Genomic DNA, 16,378 nt, shown 5'->3' with positions numbered 1-16,378 from the left:
TCAACCAACTGTGTAAGGGCGACTTTTTATGAGGTCGCCCTTGTTTTTTATACGCCGTGTCTACATATCGTTAGTATGGCCGGCTCATCCTCTTGCATATCTATTTTCGAGCGGCCGCATAAAAAGGAAAATCTATGGCTGTTCATGTTGGTATTATTGACCAAGACCCTGTGAGATTGGTTACCCCTCTTTTGGATAATCGCACACTCAGTTCGCATATTGTCTTTATCGGTGACTCAAGCCAAAAACAAATGTACAACCGATTGAGTTCCGTATTAACGCAACGAGAGATTACCTCCGAATTCTTTGAGATCCCTTCCGCAGTCAACACCTCCTTGATTAAACAGTCGATTCAGAAATTAGCACAGGACCTTCATGACCGCGGTGAGGAAGTCAAACTCAATGCAAGCTGTGGCCTCAGACATCGCCTGCTTTCTGTTTATGAAGTCTTCCGCACTTATCACTGGCCCATCTTTGTGGTTGAACCCAACAGTGACAAATTATGCTGGCTTTACCCTGATGGCCAGGAAGACACACAGGTAGAAGATCATATTAAAATTTCCGATTACCTGACTATTTTCGGTGCACGTGGCGAGTTCCAATACCTTGACCTCCCCCCTTTGCTTGATAAAAAGCTTTACGAACTGGGTGAGCGCTGGGCATCAAACGCACTCGAGCTTGGCCCTGGCTTAGCGACACTGAACTACCTTGCGACAACATGTCGTAAAGAGCAAAAGTTAGATGTAGAGCTATCTGAAAAACAACAAGGTTATCGCGAACTCAATATGTTGATTTGTGATCTTGTTGAAGCGCAAATTGCCACTTACGAAAACGGCATTCTAACGTTCGCAAACGAAGACGCTCGTCGCTTCTCTAACGGAGAATGGCTAGAGACGCTAGTGCACAGCACGGTTAAACAGATTCAAGACACCATGCCGACGATTCAAGACCGCTCATTGAATGTTCAGGTCTATCGCAAGCTTGGAGAGAGCGAAGTACGTAATGAACTTGATGTGGCGACAGTAGTAAACAACAAGCTTCACATCATCGAATGTAAAACAAAAGGCATGCGCGATGATGGCGATGATACGCTGTACAAGCTGGAATCACTGCGCGATCTATTAGGTGGCCTGCAAGCAAGAGCGATGCTGGTTAGCTTCCGTCCGTTACGTCATAACGACATTACTCGTGCTGAAGACCTGGGTCTAGCTCTGATAGGCCCTGATGAACTTAAAGATCTTAAAACCCACCTTACTGCATGGTTTGAAGCGGCAGGTGGCTCGGACGAGGTTTAATCAAGGACAAGACAAAAAGCAGCGGGAAACGTTGCTTTTTTGTCATCGTTGCTACAAGCATAAGCAAAAAGCCAGAGGTTTCCCTCTGGCTTTTTCGATTCTCTTTCGTCAATGAGAGACGAATTAAAGCATTTTGCGCGCAGCTTCTACAACAACTTTGATAGAGCGAGCTTCTGTCTCTTTCAGCGTAGAGTGATCCGGGATCTCTTTCTGTGTTCGGTTGATAATAACACCCGCAACACAACCGGCTTTAAGACCAGAACTTGCACACATGGTTAGCAGTGTCGCTGATTCCATTTCAAAGTTCAGAACACCCATGTCTTGCCACTCTTTCATTGAGCCTTGGAAACGCTTAACCACACGGCCAGTGAACGTGTCGTAACGCTCTTGGCCTGGGTAGAACGTATCGCTTGATGCTGTTACACCCATATGCACGGTCGCACCAGACTCTTCCACAGCAGCTTTCATCGCGGTTGCAACATCAAAATCAGCGACCGCAGGGAACTCCATTGGCGCAAAGTGCAGGCTCGCACCATCCAGACGAACAGAACCCGTCGTCACAATCATGTCACCAACGTTTACGCTTGGTTGGATAGCGCCAGTGGTACCAACGCGTAAGAAAGTACGTACGCCAAGCTGAGCTAACTCTTCAACCGCAATAGAAGTCGAAGGGCCACCGATACCAGTTGAACAAACCACAACAGGCTTACCGTCCAACTCTGCGCGGTATAGCGTGTATTCACGTTGGCTTGCAAGAAATACTGGGTTCTCCATTTGCTCCGCGATTTTTTGCACGCGTGCCGGATCACCAGGAATGATGGCGAGAGTCGCACCATTAAGATCAGCTTCAGTAACACCTAGATGGAATACAGCTTGAGACATAAGTCGCTCCTTGTTGTGGCTTATTTTTATTAATAAGTAATAAGCTCATTAATCTGTGGTTGGGTACAGAAGTACTGTAACCAACCTTAAGGGTACATATAGTGACTCTCGTCACACACATAAAATGTAAACAAGCACCACTTTCACATAAAACAGATCTAGCTCACAATAAACATGAAAGAATAATGTAGTTGCATATATGATGTAGGTCTATCATTCCCAATCATCAAACTAGATAATGTTAAACGCAGCAGAATAAAAAACCCGAGACACTGCCGTGCCCCGGGTTAAATATAGTGCAACTTTATTTCATTACTACTTCTGTTTTGACTTAAAACGCAGCAGTCTCAGGGCATTCAATGTCACTAATGCCGTCGCCCCACTGTCGGCCAGTACCGCGACCCAAAGCCCGGTGATACCGAAAAGGCTGGTCACAAGAAAAATCCCTTTAAGACCGAGTGCTAACGTAACATTTTGACGAATATTATTCATTGTTGCGCGTGACAGTTCGATCATTGCAGGCAGCTCTACCAAGCGATTGTGTGTCAGTGCTGCATCTGCCGTCTCAAGCGCGACGTCTGTCCCGCCTCCCATAGCAATACTTACACTGGATGCCTTCATCGCTGGCGCATCATTGATCCCATCCCCCAGCATCGCAACGGTATGTTGCTTTGAGAGCAGTTCAACGTAATGGACTTTATCAGCTGGCAGTAGACTGGCTTGATAATCTAACCCGATTTGGTTTGCCATCGCTTCCGCGCTACGCGGGTTATCACCGGTTAACATCACAGAAGAAATACCCAACTTTTGGAGGGCTGCCACCGCGCGCTGTGCATCCTCACGTAACGTATCCTGCCATGCGATCAAACCGACTACCTGTTCTTCTACGCGAACAATGACCACCGTTTTACCGGACGCTTCCAGGTCAAAAACCTGTTCTTGCTGCTGTTGAGAAAGCGGCAAATCCAGTTTTGAAGGTGCTATGGCCTGAACTAACTTACCTTCCACGATACCTGACACGCCCGAGCCAGCTTGTACTGTCTTTTCGTTTGCTTCTGGTATTGGGAGGCCCAAATCTTTAACCTTGTTAACCAGCGACAACGCTAGTGGGTGACTTGATCCCACTTCAATCGCCGCGGTAAGGCTCATTAACTGCTCTTTAGTCACGCCATAGGTCAGCACATCGGTCACTTGAGGCTTACCCTCGGTCAACGTACCAGTTTTATCAAAAGCCACCGACTCTACTTTGCCAAGCAACTCTAACGCTGCACCACCTTTGATTAACGCACCACGACGTGCCGCCGCCGCTAACCCCGAGGTAATGGCAGCCGGTGTAGAAATGACCAAGGCACAAGGACAAGCAATAATCAGGAGCGCTAATCCACGGTAAATCCATGTATCCCAGGGCTGAGCGAACAACAGTGGTGGTGCTATAACGACGACCAGCGACACCAGCATCATAAACGGCGTATACCAACGGCTGAATTTATCAAGGAAACGTTCGAACGGCGCTTTTCGTGATTCCGCTTCTTCAATCAAATGCAAAATTCGATCAATCGCATTATCCCCCTGTCGAGAAGTGACTTGTACCTGTACCACCTTATCGACAACCACAGCGCCCGCCATGATTTTTCCGCCTTCTTGGTATTCAACAGGAATGGACTCGCCTGTTAGGGCACTTTCGTCAAAACTGGCCAGCGAGTTCATGAGGACACCGTCAGCGGATAAGCGACCACCAGGAGCCACTTCAATCACGTCTCCAGGTTGAAGTTGGGAGGCTGGCACTTCTTCACGCACGCCGTCTTTAAGTACAGTCGCGTTTTCAGGCACCAAATCCATCAGCGCCTGAATACCACTTCGAGCACGTGATGATGCATACGCTTCTAACTTTTCACCAATAAGGAAAAGCAATAGCACCATCGCGGCTTCTGCGGTTTCACCTAAATACAATGCCCCTAACGCTGCAACGCTCATTAGGGTTTCAATAGCAAACGGCGTTCCTCCTTTGGCTAACCTCACCGCTTTACGGGCAATAGGAAATAGTCCTAACAGACAGGTTAACGTAAATATCCATGAGCTGATTTGAGGACTCACACTGGCAAGCGAAGCAGCGACTAACATCGCTACGGCGATAGATAAAATATGCACATTGTCGGTAATAACGGCGCGCCAACCTTTGATTTGATTTTTCGGTTTGGTTTTATCCAGTGTCGCGAGAGGAAAACCGGTCTGGCGAGCGGTTTGTTCAATTAAAGGGGTCAGCGAATGATCATCAAAATCCACCACCAACTTCTCGGTGGAAAACAACACTTTTGCATGATTCACCCCGTCTAAACTGGTAATGGCTTTTTCAAGTTTCAGTGCACATGACGGGCAATCCATGTCGGAAACCAGCCAGCTACTTCGGATGGAAGAAATGGATGTTCTATCGGGGGCTTCCTCTTCAGGTGGCTCTGAGCTGCAACCTCCACCGCCGCAACATGAACTTTCAGCCGTATCAACACTCGCTTGTGAAATAGTGAGTGAGGGTTTGGTTGGCGCACAGCAGGTATTATTCTGCCCAAGCGGCACCGCCGATTTTATTTTGCTTGATTGGCAACCTTGATGTTTTGTACACATAAGCTTGTTCCTTACTGGTGATAAACAATTCATCTAACAATAAGGATAAACCTTAGAGTAAGCTCCAAGGTCAAGTTGGTTTGGTAAAAACTTTTCTACCCAAGGGATAAAGCCCAAAAGACGCCAGCGCGCCTTTTGGTTTTCTCTGCATGGTTTGCATTTTATACCGGATGCATGAAGCATTCGTTGAGAGTCACACCCAGCGCCCTCAAAACATCACTTCGGGTAATAATACCAACCAGCTTCCCCTTCTCATCAACCACTGGATATACCTTCGGCTTACCGACCTTCATCATATCCGCCAACTCAATGATCGACATTTCTGGAGAAACAGAAAGCACGTCCTGATGCATGCATTCTTGAACTGTATGCGTATCCTGGCAGTGGTAACTGGCTTTAACCAATTTATCCAACAAATCCTGTTCTGATAAAAATCCCACTACCTTTTTATTTTCATCGATAACGGGACCACCGAGAGTGACGCTTTTTAATACCTTATTCAAAGCAGCCGTAAGTGACATGTCTTTGGTGAAAGTCACTGCTTGCAACGTCATGTAATCTTTTACTTTTAATGAACGCATTCTTATCTCCTTGGAACCATATTCTTGCGGCCTTAAGATAAGTGTCGTCTAATTTTTTGATTTTACTAAATGGAAAGTGTCAATTTTGCTCATAGGGCTAGTCTATTGATCTTTATCCGAATTAATAGAACGACTAAACCAATAAAAACTCAGTGGTATATTTATGTTAGTCACCCATCTGTTAGCCATTATTTTCCATACCAATACCTAAGTGGAATAAGCATAAATACGCTGCTTTGATGAAGTTTGTAGAGGAAGCAAAACGAGACAAATAGTGCAGGAAAATTACATACAAAAAAGCCAGTCAGTTCTCCTGACTGGCTTTAGCTATTTTATCGCGTTGGTGAAATTACGCGTTTTCCATTGCTGCAACAATATCGCGAGCTACCGCTTCCGCAACTTTGATACCGTCGATACCAGCAGATAAGATACCGCCTGCGTAACCCGCGCCTTCACCCGCGGGATAGAAACCCTTCAAGTTAATGCTCTGGAAGTCGTTACCACGTTTAATGCACACAGGTGAGGAAGTACGCGTTTCCACACCGGTTAACAGGCCATCGTCGGAAGCAAATCCTTTGATCTTGCGATCGAAGGCAGGAATGGCTTCTCGAATTGCTTCTACCGCAAACGCTGGCAGCGCTTTGGATAAATCAGTTAATTTGATGCCCGGTGTAAATGACGGTTCTACATCACCTAACTCACTTGGATCGCGACCTTTCAGGAAGTCACCAATTTTTTGCGCTGGCGCATCGTAAGTCTCACCACCTAGCTTATAAGCGCCAGATTCCAGTTCACGCTGGAAGCGAATACCTGCAAGCGGATCACCCGGGTAATCTTGCTCTGGCGAGATACCCACAACAATAGCACTGTTCGCGTTACGCTCTGAACGAGAGTACTGGCTCATACCATTTGTGACGACACGGCCTTCTTCTGATGTCGCCGCAACCACAGTGCCACCCGGACACATACAGAAGCTGTATACCGTACGACCGTTCTTACAGTGGTGCACCAGTTTGTAATCTGCTGCGCCAAGAATTGGATGACCTGCATTGGGACCAAAGCGGGCTTCGTCGATCATCGATTGTTTGTGTTCTATTCGGAAACCGACCGAGAATGGTTTAGCTTCCATGTAGACACCACGCTCATGCAGCATCTCAAATGTGTCACGAGCACTATGACCAACCGCCAGTACAATGTGGCGAGATTTGATTTCTTCACCATTGGATAATGTGACGCCTGTAAGCTGACCATCTTCCATATGAAGATCATCAACACGAGTACTAAAGCGGATTTCACCACCTAATTCGATGATTTTCGCGCGCATTTTCTCGATCATCGTAACCAGTTTGAAGGTACCGATGTGCGGCTTACTTACGTAAAGAATTTCTTCTGGTGCGCCCGCTGCGACAAATTCAGTGATAACTTTACGGCCGTAGAAATTGGGATCTTTTACCTGACTGTACAGTTTACCGTCAGAGAACGTCCCCGCGCCGCCTTCACCAAATTGCACATTTGATTCTGTGTTTAACGCGCGCTTACGCCAAAAGCCAAACGTGTCTTTAGTACGCTCACGTACTTCTTTACCACGCTCAACGATAATTGGGTTAAAGCCCATTTGAGCCAAAACCAGACCAGCAAATAGACCACAAGGGCCAAAGCCGATTACCACAGGGCGCTCTGTTAAGTTTTCAGGCGCTTTCGCGACAAACTTATACTCCATATCCGGAGTTTGGCGAACATGTGGGTCCTTCGTAAACTTCTCTAGTAGCGCCGCTTCATCACCTTCAACAATGATGTCTAGCGTGTAGATAAGCTGAATATTCGTTTTCTTACGAGCATCGTAGCCGCGTCTAAAGACGTTAAAAGAGATAACTTTCTCAGCAGGAATGCCAAGCTTTTTAGTGATCGCGTCTAATAGCGCGCCTTCCTCATGATCCAGAGGAAGTCTAATTTCATTAATACGAATCATATCGATGTCTCGGGTAGTTGGTGTCTTAGCCAAAACCCTGCTAAATACAGGGTCAGCTCACAATGGCGCGCATTTTACGAGAAATTGAATTGTCTGTCATACTAAATCAAAGTGAGGTGAGCTATTTAACCGATGGAATGTTGAATTTTACCTTGGGACGAGTATTATCCCCATTCTTTGATTTTGACTAACTTAAGAGCGGATTATCATGGCATTTGTCGTAACCGATAACTGTATCCAATGTAAATACACTGACTGTGTCGCAGTGTGCCCAGCTGATGCCTTTCACGAAGGGCCAAACTTCATGGTAATCAACCCAATAGAGTGTATCGACTGCGGCCTGTGTGTTGACGAGTGTGACGCTCATGCGATTTTTCAGGAAGATGAAGTCCCAGAAGATCAACAAATCTATACGGCATTAAATGCAGAGCTTGCTGAGATTTGGCCAGTACAGACTGAGGTAAAACCAGCAATGGAAGATGCCGAGAAATGGAACGGCGTGCCAAACAAGCTAGATATGTTGGAAAAATAAAAGTATCCAAAACGAAAAAAGCGTAATAACCGCAGTTGTTACGCTTTTTTTGTCTCTCAATTTCGCTCAATCCATCAGCTGTGTTGACGACGCATATTGTCCAGAATAATGCCCGTCGCCATGGCTACGTTTAGCGATTCAGCGCCACCAAACGCTGGAATGGTGATCTTATCAGTCACGAACTTCGATGCCTCTTCACGCACACCATGTGATTCACTGCCCATCAGTAAGATACCTTCGGCAGAGAAATCCGTTTTATGCACGCTCTCCCCTTCCAGAAACGCACCGTAGACTGGTAATTTTACTTGCTCTAAGTAGCTTGGCAGGTCGACAAGGCTAACCTGAACTCGGTCGAAGCTGCCCATGGTCGCGCTGATGGTTTTAGGGTTATACGGATCCGCACAGTCCGAACTCGCGATAATGTGCTTAATACCGTACCAATCGGCTACACGAATGATGGTCCCTAAGTTACCCGGATCAGACACACCATCCAGTGCAATCATCAGGCCTTTCGCCTCAGGCACTTTTGTACTTGGAACTTCTACGACCGCAATTGCCGCATTGTTGCTTACCAGCGTGCTTGCTTTGGTTAGGTCGTCCAACGATGCTTCGATACAGTCAAAGTGACCAAGCTCTTGGCGGTGCTGGTCAAGGAACTCCGCCGTCGCAAAAATCTGTTTTACTGTAAGTGAACTATTGACCAGCTCCAGTACGTTCTTTTCACCCTGAACCAGAAATAAGCCATGCGCTTTACGCTGCTTCTTTTGACCCAAAGCACGAAGCAGTTTTAATTGGTTTTTTGAAATCATGAAAATATCCCGGGAGAAAATGGTTAAGTACTGAATAAAACGGGGGGATTATAGAGTAAAGACGTGCATAGCTAAAGAGAGGTTGAAGTGAGAGGCACAAAATCCCGCAATGATGACATCTTAGACTTGGCCACTCACACTTCCAGTTACAATAATACTGCTATTTATTGCTCAACTTTTTGCATTGCCTCTGAACAGACTCTCTGCTGATCACGAGTGAAGAAGGCGTCAACCCAATGTAAAAACAGAGCAGAATCATTAGGCTTCTTCAACTGCACAAAGGCATCTTCGTACTGATGTTGAGGAAGCAAATGCTGGCGCTTCCTAACTAACTCTTCTGTAAACTTGGTGCTGAACTCGGGGTGGCCTTGTACCGTTAAAATATGGTTGTCCTTCACCAGCATAAAGTTAGGACAAAACTCGTTACCGGCTATGACACGCAACTGTTGTGGTACAACCACGACCTGATCTTGGTGGCTAACCAGCATACGCGCACTGTCAACAGCAAGGTTCATCCATTTCTTGAGCGCGACAACTTTTACCTCGTAACTGCCTAACCCCCAACCTTTGTGAGACTTTTCGACGACACCACCAAGTGCTCTGGCAATTAACTGATGCCCAAAGCATATCCCGACCAGTGGTTTTTTTCTTGCTTCACAGCTACGGATCCAATCTGCTAAAGCAAGGATCCATGGCAAGTCATCATAAGCATTGTGTACGCTGCCAGTAATAATAAAACCATGGCACTCGTCAAAGCCTGGTAACTCGCCTTTTATCGCATCATAGTTTTGAAACGTCATCGCATCATTCACGCTAGCAAAGGCGCTTTCAATCATATCAGCATATTGACCATAGCCATCCGACAAAGGTGGATCTACATATCCGCAGGTTATTATCCCAATTTTCATTGTTCGCCTATCTCATCCTTGATATTACATTGCACTTTATAGCAAGCCTTTCGACCATCGAGTGGTGGTACTTTTCATCCGAGTATCAAATCGAACTCCATTCATTCCATGAATTTTCAATTAACGCACCCCAATATTTAACAAGATAGACCAAATACGCCGGATATATGTCTAAAAATTATTAAATACTGAACATTTAATTGATTTATCTACGTTCACTATCTACGTTTTGATGAGTTTATTAATCAAACCTTATCTTAGAGTAGAACGAAAAGTCAGCGAAGGACATGAGTATTTATTGCGATATCAATGGACTAGAAATCTTCATCGCGAAAAAGGCGTAATAACGTGCGCGTTTCGTTCCCTATTATCAAATCGCTCTAATCAGGTACACACTTTGAATCTTTAACGCAATGGAGAGAACACAGCGTTAAGCCTACTTCGCTATTTAACCGCTAAGCGGGTTTAACACTTCATTTGGATTAAATACACACAAAAAGGAATAAGGACAGGGAATGGATACGATAAACTGGCACGATAAAGCCACTGAGTTGAGGTTTAACACACAAGCCTACATTAATGGAAAGCTAACCAACGCGATCAACAATGATACCTTCGAGATTATTAACCCTGCGACAGGCCAGCATCTCGCTCACGTGGCGCGTTGCCGAGAGGAAGATGTCGAGATTGCAGTTAAAGCCGCGCGTGATGCTTTTCATTCCCGAGTCTGGGCAGGACTGCCGCCAGCGCAGCGCAAAACCGTTTTACTTAACTACGCCAGGCTTATCGAACAACACCAGGAACAGTTCGCTATTCTGGAGTCTTTAGATATGGGAAAACCCATTTCTGATGCCATGGGATATGATGCACCAGCCACCGCTCGATGCATACAATGGAACGCTGAAGCGATCGATAAGATTTATGATGAAGTCGCGCCTGTGACCGAAGAAGCGCTTGCACTGGTCACTAGAGAACCTTTAGGGGTCGTAGCGGCAATTGTTCCTTGGAACTTCCCTACCGTCATGGCGGCCTGGAAAATTGGCCCAGCATTAGCCACTGGTAACTCGGTCATCATCAAACCATCGGAAAAGTCGCCACTTACCGCGATATTGCTCGCTGAATTAGCTTCTCAAGCCGGCATTCCTGATGGTGTACTACAAGTTCTCCCAGGGTTTGGTCACGAAGCTGGTCAAGCATTATCCCTTCACCCCGATGTCGACTGTATAACCTTTACTGGTTCAACAGCTGTCGGTAAAAAATTACTGACCTTTGCCGGTGAATCCAACCTTAAGCGTACCTTTATGGAATGTGGTGGCAAAAGTCCTCATATCATCCATTACGATGTCAAAAACATTGAGAAAGCAGCGGCTACTGCTGCAACCGCCATTTGCTACAACCAAGGTGAAGTTTGTACCGCAGGCTCTCGTCTTTTGGTTCAGTCGTCCATCAAAACGCAATTCCTCGAGCTACTATTAAAAAACATGGACAAATGGCAACCTGGCGATCCTCTTAACGACAGCTCTCGTGTTGGTGCCATTGTTGACAAGGCTCAGTATGAACGCGTACTTGATTATATTGAGGTCGGCAAGCAAGAAGGGGCAACGCTGCTATTTGGCGGCCAAAAGTTGCTTGAACACACTGGCGGCTACTATATCCAGCCCGCAGTCTTCGCCGACGTGACACCTGACATGCGTATATTCAAAGAAGAGATATTTGGTCCTGTGCTTTGTGTGACGACTTTCGATACCATTGATGAGGCGATAGAGCTTGCCAACGACAGTGAATATGGCCTTGCGGCTGGGGGGTGGACTTCCGATATTTCCACTGCGGTAAAATGCTCACGCGCGCTAAGAGCCGGTACCGTCTTTGTGAACAACTGGGACGGCGGTGATATGACGATGCCGTTTGGCGGGTTCAAACAAAGTGGTAACGGCAGAGATAAGTCTTTACACGCCTTAGATAAATACACCGAAATCAAATCGACATGGATCGAGCTTGATTAGTGTTTTTGTCTCATAACCGCATTCACCGTGACTAAAAATGCACCGTGATTAAAAATGGCCTCATAACAGAGGCCATTTTTTGTCGAAAAGCGAGTATCTAAAACGTTGGTGGCGTCGAAGCGCTAATCAGCTCACACTCCACTTTTCCCTTATTGCGAAAGCGGTGTGGTTTACGTGTTTCAAAATAATAAGAATCCCCAGCTTTCAGTACCTGAGTGCGGCTGCCTACCGTGATCTCGATTTCTCCTCGAATCACCACGCCGCCTTCTTCACCTTCATGCTGCATGAAATCAGTGCCAGTATCAGCACCTGGCGGGTAGACTTCATGCAATATGGCAAGTTTGCGACCTTCTCGTTTCGCACCCACTAACATCAGGTTAATTTTGCCATCACCTAAATCCGCCATCTGTTCCGGACTAAAAAAGATGTCGTCCTCGGATTCAACGTCTAAAGTAAAAAACTCGCCCATTGAGATGGGAATCGCTTCCAGTATCTTTTTTAGTGACCCGACAGACGGATTAACCAGGTTCTGTTCAATTTGAGAGATCATGGAGTTCGTCACGCCGCTTCTCTTCGCAAGCTCTCGTTGGGATAAACCACGCATGGTTCGGATCGTCTTAAGTTGCTTGCCTACATCCATGTCTCTATCCATGTATCTCTCCTAATTTGTCAGCGAATGCCTCTACTGCTGGCTCATTTTCACCTCTTGTAGTCGTCGTTTCTCCGCTTTAGCAAGTACCCACCATGCAATAAAGGTGGCACACGATACCGCTAAAATGATCAACGTCGCGAGGGCATTAATTTTAGGGCTCACGCCTAGTCTCACGCTGGAGAATACCACCATTGGCAGTGTTGTAGCACTCGGACCAGATACAAAGCTTGCAATCACCAAGTCATCGAGCGACAAAGTAAACGCCAGTAACCAACCCGCAATAATAGCCGGAGCAATCGTTGGTAAGGTAATTTGAAAAAATACTTTCCAGGGTGGCGCACCTAGATCCATTGCCGCCTCTTCGATTGATCGATCCACCTCTTGTAGCCTGGAGCTCACCACTACCGTTACGTAAGCGGTGCAGAATGTAACATGCGCGATCCAAATCGTCATCATTCCACGTTGATTAAATAAATCAAACACTTGCCCCATCGCAATAAAGAGTAGCAATAAAGACAGTCCGGTGATCACCTCTGGCATAACCAAGGGAGCTGTGATCATAAATGCGAAGCCGGTTTCGCCTCGAAATTTACCAAAACGATTTAGGACAAACGCCGCGATAGTACCAAGCACCACCGCTGCACTTGCAGAAAGAAAGCCAATTAACAGGCTCAGCTTTACCCCGCCCATTAATAAGTCGTCGTCAAATAACTCGGAATACCACTTGAAAGAAAACCCGGACCAAACGGTTACCAATCGGTTTTCGTTAAAAGAATAAATAATCAGAATTAAAATCGGTAAGTAGAGAAAGGCGAAGCCTAACCCTAATATCAACCACTTCCCTTTATTGTTGTAAACTGGAATATCGTTCATCCCTGTACCTCCAATTCACGTTTTTGATAACGGTGGAACCAAAGAATTGGCACCATTAAGATGAGTAGCATCGTGGTTGCAACAGCCGAAGCCACAGGCCAATCTCGGTTATTGAAAAACTCTTGCCATAACACTTTTCCGATCAGGATCGAATCCGGTCCACCGAGCAGTTCAGGAATAACAAATTCCCCTACCGCTGGTATAAAGACCAACATGGAACCGGCAATGATGCCAGCACGGGTTAACGGAATTAAAACATTAAATAATGTGGTTACTGGTTTCGCACCTAAATCACTGGCGGCTTCTATCAGTGAGTAGTCAACTCGCATCAGCGCGGTATATAAAGGCAGGACCATGAAAGGTAAATAGGTATATACAATGCCGATATACACAGCGGCATCGGTGTGTAATATCTTTAATGGTTCGTCAATCGCCCCAATGGTTAACAGTACGTTATTGAGTAATCCATTATTTTTGAGGATACCTATCCAGGCGTAGACTCGAATTAAGAAACTTGTCCATGATGGAAGAATGATAAGCATCAGTAATACGTTACGCGTCGAGGGTGCTGAGTGTACGATTGCCCAGGCAATTGGAAAACCGACCACTAAACAGAGTAACGTTGATATCAGCGCAATACGTATCGACTCTAAATACGATGAAACGTATAAATCATCTTCCAACAAGTATTCGTAGTTCCCTATATTCAGTAGCAGCTGCAGTTGCTGCTCGGCATAACTGAGTAGCTCAGAATAAGGTGGTATTGAGACTTGTGCCTCTGCGAAGCTGATCTTAAAAACGATCAAAAATGGAAGTAAGAAAAAGAGTAATAACCATCCATAAGGGACAGCAAGTAGTAAGCACTTTGGCGTGGGTATGACACGCCAAATATTGAGTTTCGCTGTTTTTATCATATTTTAAGTACCACGCAACTTTCCATGTCCCAACTTAGCGTGACCTTCTGTTCCCACGTCGGCATGTCTTTTCTCAAGCGAGTGGTATTTTGTAAGGTGGCCGTGACCAATTTTCCAGACGGTAGACGCACATGATAAATTGATTGATTCCCCATGTAGGCAATATCTTCGACAACCCCCGAGCAGCTATTTACCGAGTGGTTGCTATGCGTACTCAGGGTCATTTTTTCGGGTCTCACCGCTATCATCACTGGAACACCCGTTACTCCGGAAATACCTTCATTAATATAAATTGGGTTGTCGAGATCCTGACAGCGCACAGTACAGCTGTCGTTTTGACTATTTTCTACTATCCCTTCAAAGATATTTACCGTGCCGACAAACTTGGCAGAGAATTGAGAATTAGGATGTTCATAAATGGACTCCGGAGAACCAATTTGAACAAACTGTCCCTTATTCATAATCGCCATTCGGCTGGCCATAGTCATCGCTTCTTCCTGATCGTGCGTGACCATCACACAAGTCACCCCCACACGCTCTAAGATATCCACCACTTCGAGTTGCATTTTTTCTCTTAAGTTTTTATCTAACGCCCCCATTGGCTCATCAAGAAGCAGCAGTTTTGGCTTTTTCGCTAAACTACGAGCAAGCGCAACACGCTGTTTTTGGCCCCCAGAAAGTTGATGAGGTTTACGTTTGGCATAGTCAGACATGTGCACCAGTTCCAGCATCTGTTTCACGGTCTCATCTATTTCTTTGCGTGGCATCCCGTCTTGCTTGAGTCCAAATGCAATATTGTCAGCCACTGTCATATGAGGAAACAGCGCATAGGATTGAAACATCATATTGACCGGGCGACGATAAGGAGGGATCGTGGCGAGATCTTCCCCATCTAAGATGATCTGTCCTGCTGAAGGTTGTTCAAAGCCGGCAAGCATCCGGAGCAAGGTGGACTTTCCACAGCCCGATGCGCCAAGTAGTGCGAATAATTCGCCTTGGTTGATCGTCAAGTCCAATCCATCTACGGCTACGTGGCCGTCAAAGCTTTTGGTTAGCCCTTTAATTTCAAGTAAAGGTTTTGGCGGGTTAGATTCCACATGCATATGAGGAAGGTCGTTACAAAGTGACATCACTGTCATGGTACTCTCCATAAAAGAGGCGACCCTAAGGTCACCTCTTTGTCTCTATCTAGTTTTTAACAAAATCTGTCCACGCACGAGTCATCGCACGAGCGGTTTTATGAGGCAACATTTTCGCGCTGTAGAGCTTCTCCTGTGTTTCCTCACTAGGATAGATACCCGGATCATCCAGAATTTCAGTATCGATAAACTCACGCGAAGGTGGGTTTGGATTCGCGTACCAAACGTAGTTACTGATTTCTGCGATTACTTCAGGTCTTAGCAAGAAATTGATGAAAAGGTGGGCATTTTCAGGGTGCTTAGCGTCTTTAGGGATCGCCATTAAGTCAAACCAAGCTAATGCGCCCTCTTTTGGAATTGAGTAAGCAATCTCAACACCGTTATCCGCTTCTGCCGCACGATCTGCTGCTTGAAGAACATCTCCGGACCAACCGATGGCAACACAAATGTCGCCATTAGCTAAGTCATTGATGTATTGCGAAGAGTGAAAGTAAGTAACATATGGACGGACCGTTTTGAGTAACTCAAGTGCATCCTTTTTGTAGTCATTCGGGTCAGTACTATTAGGATCTTTGCCTATGTAGTTTAATGATGCCGCCATGATCTCCGATGGCGCATTCAAAAAGCCCACACCACATTTCGCCAGTTTTTCCATGTTCTCTGGTTTAAACACTAAATCCCAACTGTTGACGGGGGCATCTTCTCCAAGTGCCGCTTTGACCTTCTCGACGTTGTAGCCAATGCCTGTTGTGCCCCAAAGGTAAGGCACCGAATAAGCATTTTCAGGGTCAACGGTGTCTGACAAGATTCCCATCAATTTAGGGTCTAGGTTTTTATAGTTGCTTAGCTTTTCTTTATCCAATTTTTGAAAAGCGCCAGCTTTTACCTGTCTGCCCAAAAAGTCGTTACTCGGGACAATAAGGTCGAAGCCAGTATTGCCTGATAGAACTTTCGCTTCCAGAACTTCATTAGAATCAAAAACATCGTAGACAACCTTGATACCTGTTTCCTGCTCAAATTTGGCGATGGTATCTTCAGCAATATAATCAGACCAGTTATAGATATTGAGTACTTTGTCTTCCGCAGCAATTGATGTTAACGGGGCGAACCCAAGAGTCATCCCCAACGCTACCCCACAATAAACCTTCATTTTCTCCATTTGGATCTCCATTCCTTGGTGAGTTTTGGTATTGTTCTCGTCG

The 16,378-nt window shown here is 45.8% G+C and carries 14 protein-coding genes; 3 read left to right on the top strand and 11 right to left on the bottom strand.

Features of this window, described 5'->3' with window-relative positions; genetic code table 11:
- Positions 1-134: 134 nt before the first annotated feature.
- A complete protein-coding gene (locus tag RXX31_RS04665) occupies positions 135-1,295 on the top strand; it encodes a DUF1887 family protein (protein ID WP_317587943.1) in 1,161 nt (386 codons plus the stop codon).
- Between the two features lie 123 nt (positions 1,296-1,418).
- On the opposite strand, the gene udp is transcribed toward RXX31_RS04665, so the two are convergent.
- The 4 genes from udp to RXX31_RS04645 form a co-directional block, all read right to left on the bottom strand.
- On the bottom strand, positions 1,419-2,177 hold the full coding sequence (gene udp / locus RXX31_RS04660) for a uridine phosphorylase (protein WP_317587942.1): 759 nt from the start codon (positions 2,175-2,177) through the stop codon (positions 1,419-1,421).
- Positions 2,178-2,492: 315 nt separating this feature from the next.
- Entirely contained in the window at positions 2,493-4,796 is a 2,304-nt protein-coding gene (locus RXX31_RS04655; protein WP_317587941.1) for a zinc/cadmium/mercury/lead-transporting ATPase, read from the bottom strand.
- A 161-nt stretch (positions 4,797-4,957) separates the two neighbouring features.
- Positions 4,958-5,377 carry a CBS domain-containing protein gene (locus tag RXX31_RS04650; RefSeq protein ID WP_317587940.1) on the bottom strand — a complete coding sequence of 140 codons (420 nt, stop codon included), beginning with the start codon at positions 5,375-5,377 and terminating at the stop codon, positions 4,958-4,960.
- Between the two features lie 349 nt (positions 5,378-5,726).
- The gene (locus RXX31_RS04645) at positions 5,727-7,346 is read right to left on the bottom strand and encodes an NAD(P)/FAD-dependent oxidoreductase (protein WP_317587939.1); all 1,620 of its coding nucleotides are present in this window, start codon (positions 7,344-7,346) and stop codon (positions 5,727-5,729) included.
- Positions 7,347-7,554: 208 nt separating this feature from the next.
- On the opposite strand from RXX31_RS04645, the gene fdxA reads away from it, so the two are divergent.
- Entirely contained in the window at positions 7,555-7,878 is a 324-nt protein-coding gene (gene fdxA / locus RXX31_RS04640) for a ferredoxin FdxA (RefSeq protein ID WP_014231265.1), read from the top strand.
- Between the two features lie 74 nt (positions 7,879-7,952).
- Here the strand turns inward: fdxA and RXX31_RS04635 are convergent, their stop codons facing one another.
- Together RXX31_RS04635 and RXX31_RS04630 are read right to left on the bottom strand one after the other, a co-directional pair.
- Positions 7,953-8,687 carry an RNA methyltransferase gene (locus RXX31_RS04635; protein WP_317587938.1) on the bottom strand — a complete coding sequence of 245 codons (735 nt, stop codon included), beginning with the start codon at positions 8,685-8,687 and terminating at the stop codon, positions 7,953-7,955.
- A gap of 164 nt (positions 8,688-8,851) precedes the next feature.
- Complete coding sequence (locus RXX31_RS04630; RefSeq protein WP_317587937.1) at positions 8,852-9,595, bottom strand: glutamine amidotransferase-related protein; 744 nt, start codon at positions 9,593-9,595, stop codon at positions 8,852-8,854.
- A gap of 515 nt (positions 9,596-10,110) precedes the next feature.
- Between RXX31_RS04630 and RXX31_RS04625 the strand changes: the two genes are divergently transcribed.
- Entirely contained in the window at positions 10,111-11,598 is a 1,488-nt protein-coding gene (locus RXX31_RS04625; RefSeq protein ID WP_317587936.1) for an aldehyde dehydrogenase, read from the top strand.
- A 97-nt stretch (positions 11,599-11,695) separates the two neighbouring features.
- Here RXX31_RS04625 and RXX31_RS04620 read toward each other — a convergent pair whose 3' ends face one another.
- The 5 genes from RXX31_RS04620 to RXX31_RS04600 are packed head-to-tail and all read right to left on the bottom strand — an operon-like array spanning position 11,696 to position 16,335.
- A complete protein-coding gene (locus RXX31_RS04620) occupies positions 11,696-12,238 on the bottom strand; it encodes a cupin domain-containing protein (RefSeq protein WP_317588588.1) in 543 nt (180 codons plus the stop codon).
- 42 nt (positions 12,239-12,280) lie between these two features.
- Positions 12,281-13,123 (bottom strand): ABC transporter permease subunit, encoded by an 843-nt coding sequence (locus RXX31_RS04615; protein WP_317587935.1) that lies wholly within the window; start codon positions 13,121-13,123, stop codon positions 12,281-12,283.
- On the bottom strand, positions 13,120-14,037 hold the full coding sequence (potH, locus tag RXX31_RS04610; protein ID WP_317587934.1) for a putrescine ABC transporter permease PotH: 918 nt from the start codon (positions 14,035-14,037) through the stop codon (positions 13,120-13,122). The genes RXX31_RS04615 and potH overlap by 4 nt, the downstream gene beginning before the upstream one ends.
- A complete protein-coding gene (gene potG / locus RXX31_RS04605; protein ID WP_317587933.1) occupies positions 14,034-15,176 on the bottom strand; it encodes a putrescine ABC transporter ATP-binding subunit PotG in 1,143 nt (380 codons plus the stop codon). Before potG ends, potH begins: the two co-directional genes overlap by 4 nt.
- A gap of 49 nt (positions 15,177-15,225) precedes the next feature.
- Positions 15,226-16,335, bottom strand: a complete 1,110-nt coding sequence (locus RXX31_RS04600) for an extracellular solute-binding protein (protein WP_317587932.1) — start codon at positions 16,333-16,335, stop codon at positions 15,226-15,228.
- Between the last annotated feature and the right edge of the window lie 43 nt (positions 16,336-16,378).

The sequence above is a fragment of the Vibrio sp. EA2 genome, assembly GCF_033042495.1.
Classification (GTDB): Bacteria; Pseudomonadota; Gammaproteobacteria; order Enterobacterales; family Vibrionaceae; genus Vibrio.
This window is presented reverse-complemented; position numbering and strand designations above follow the sequence as displayed.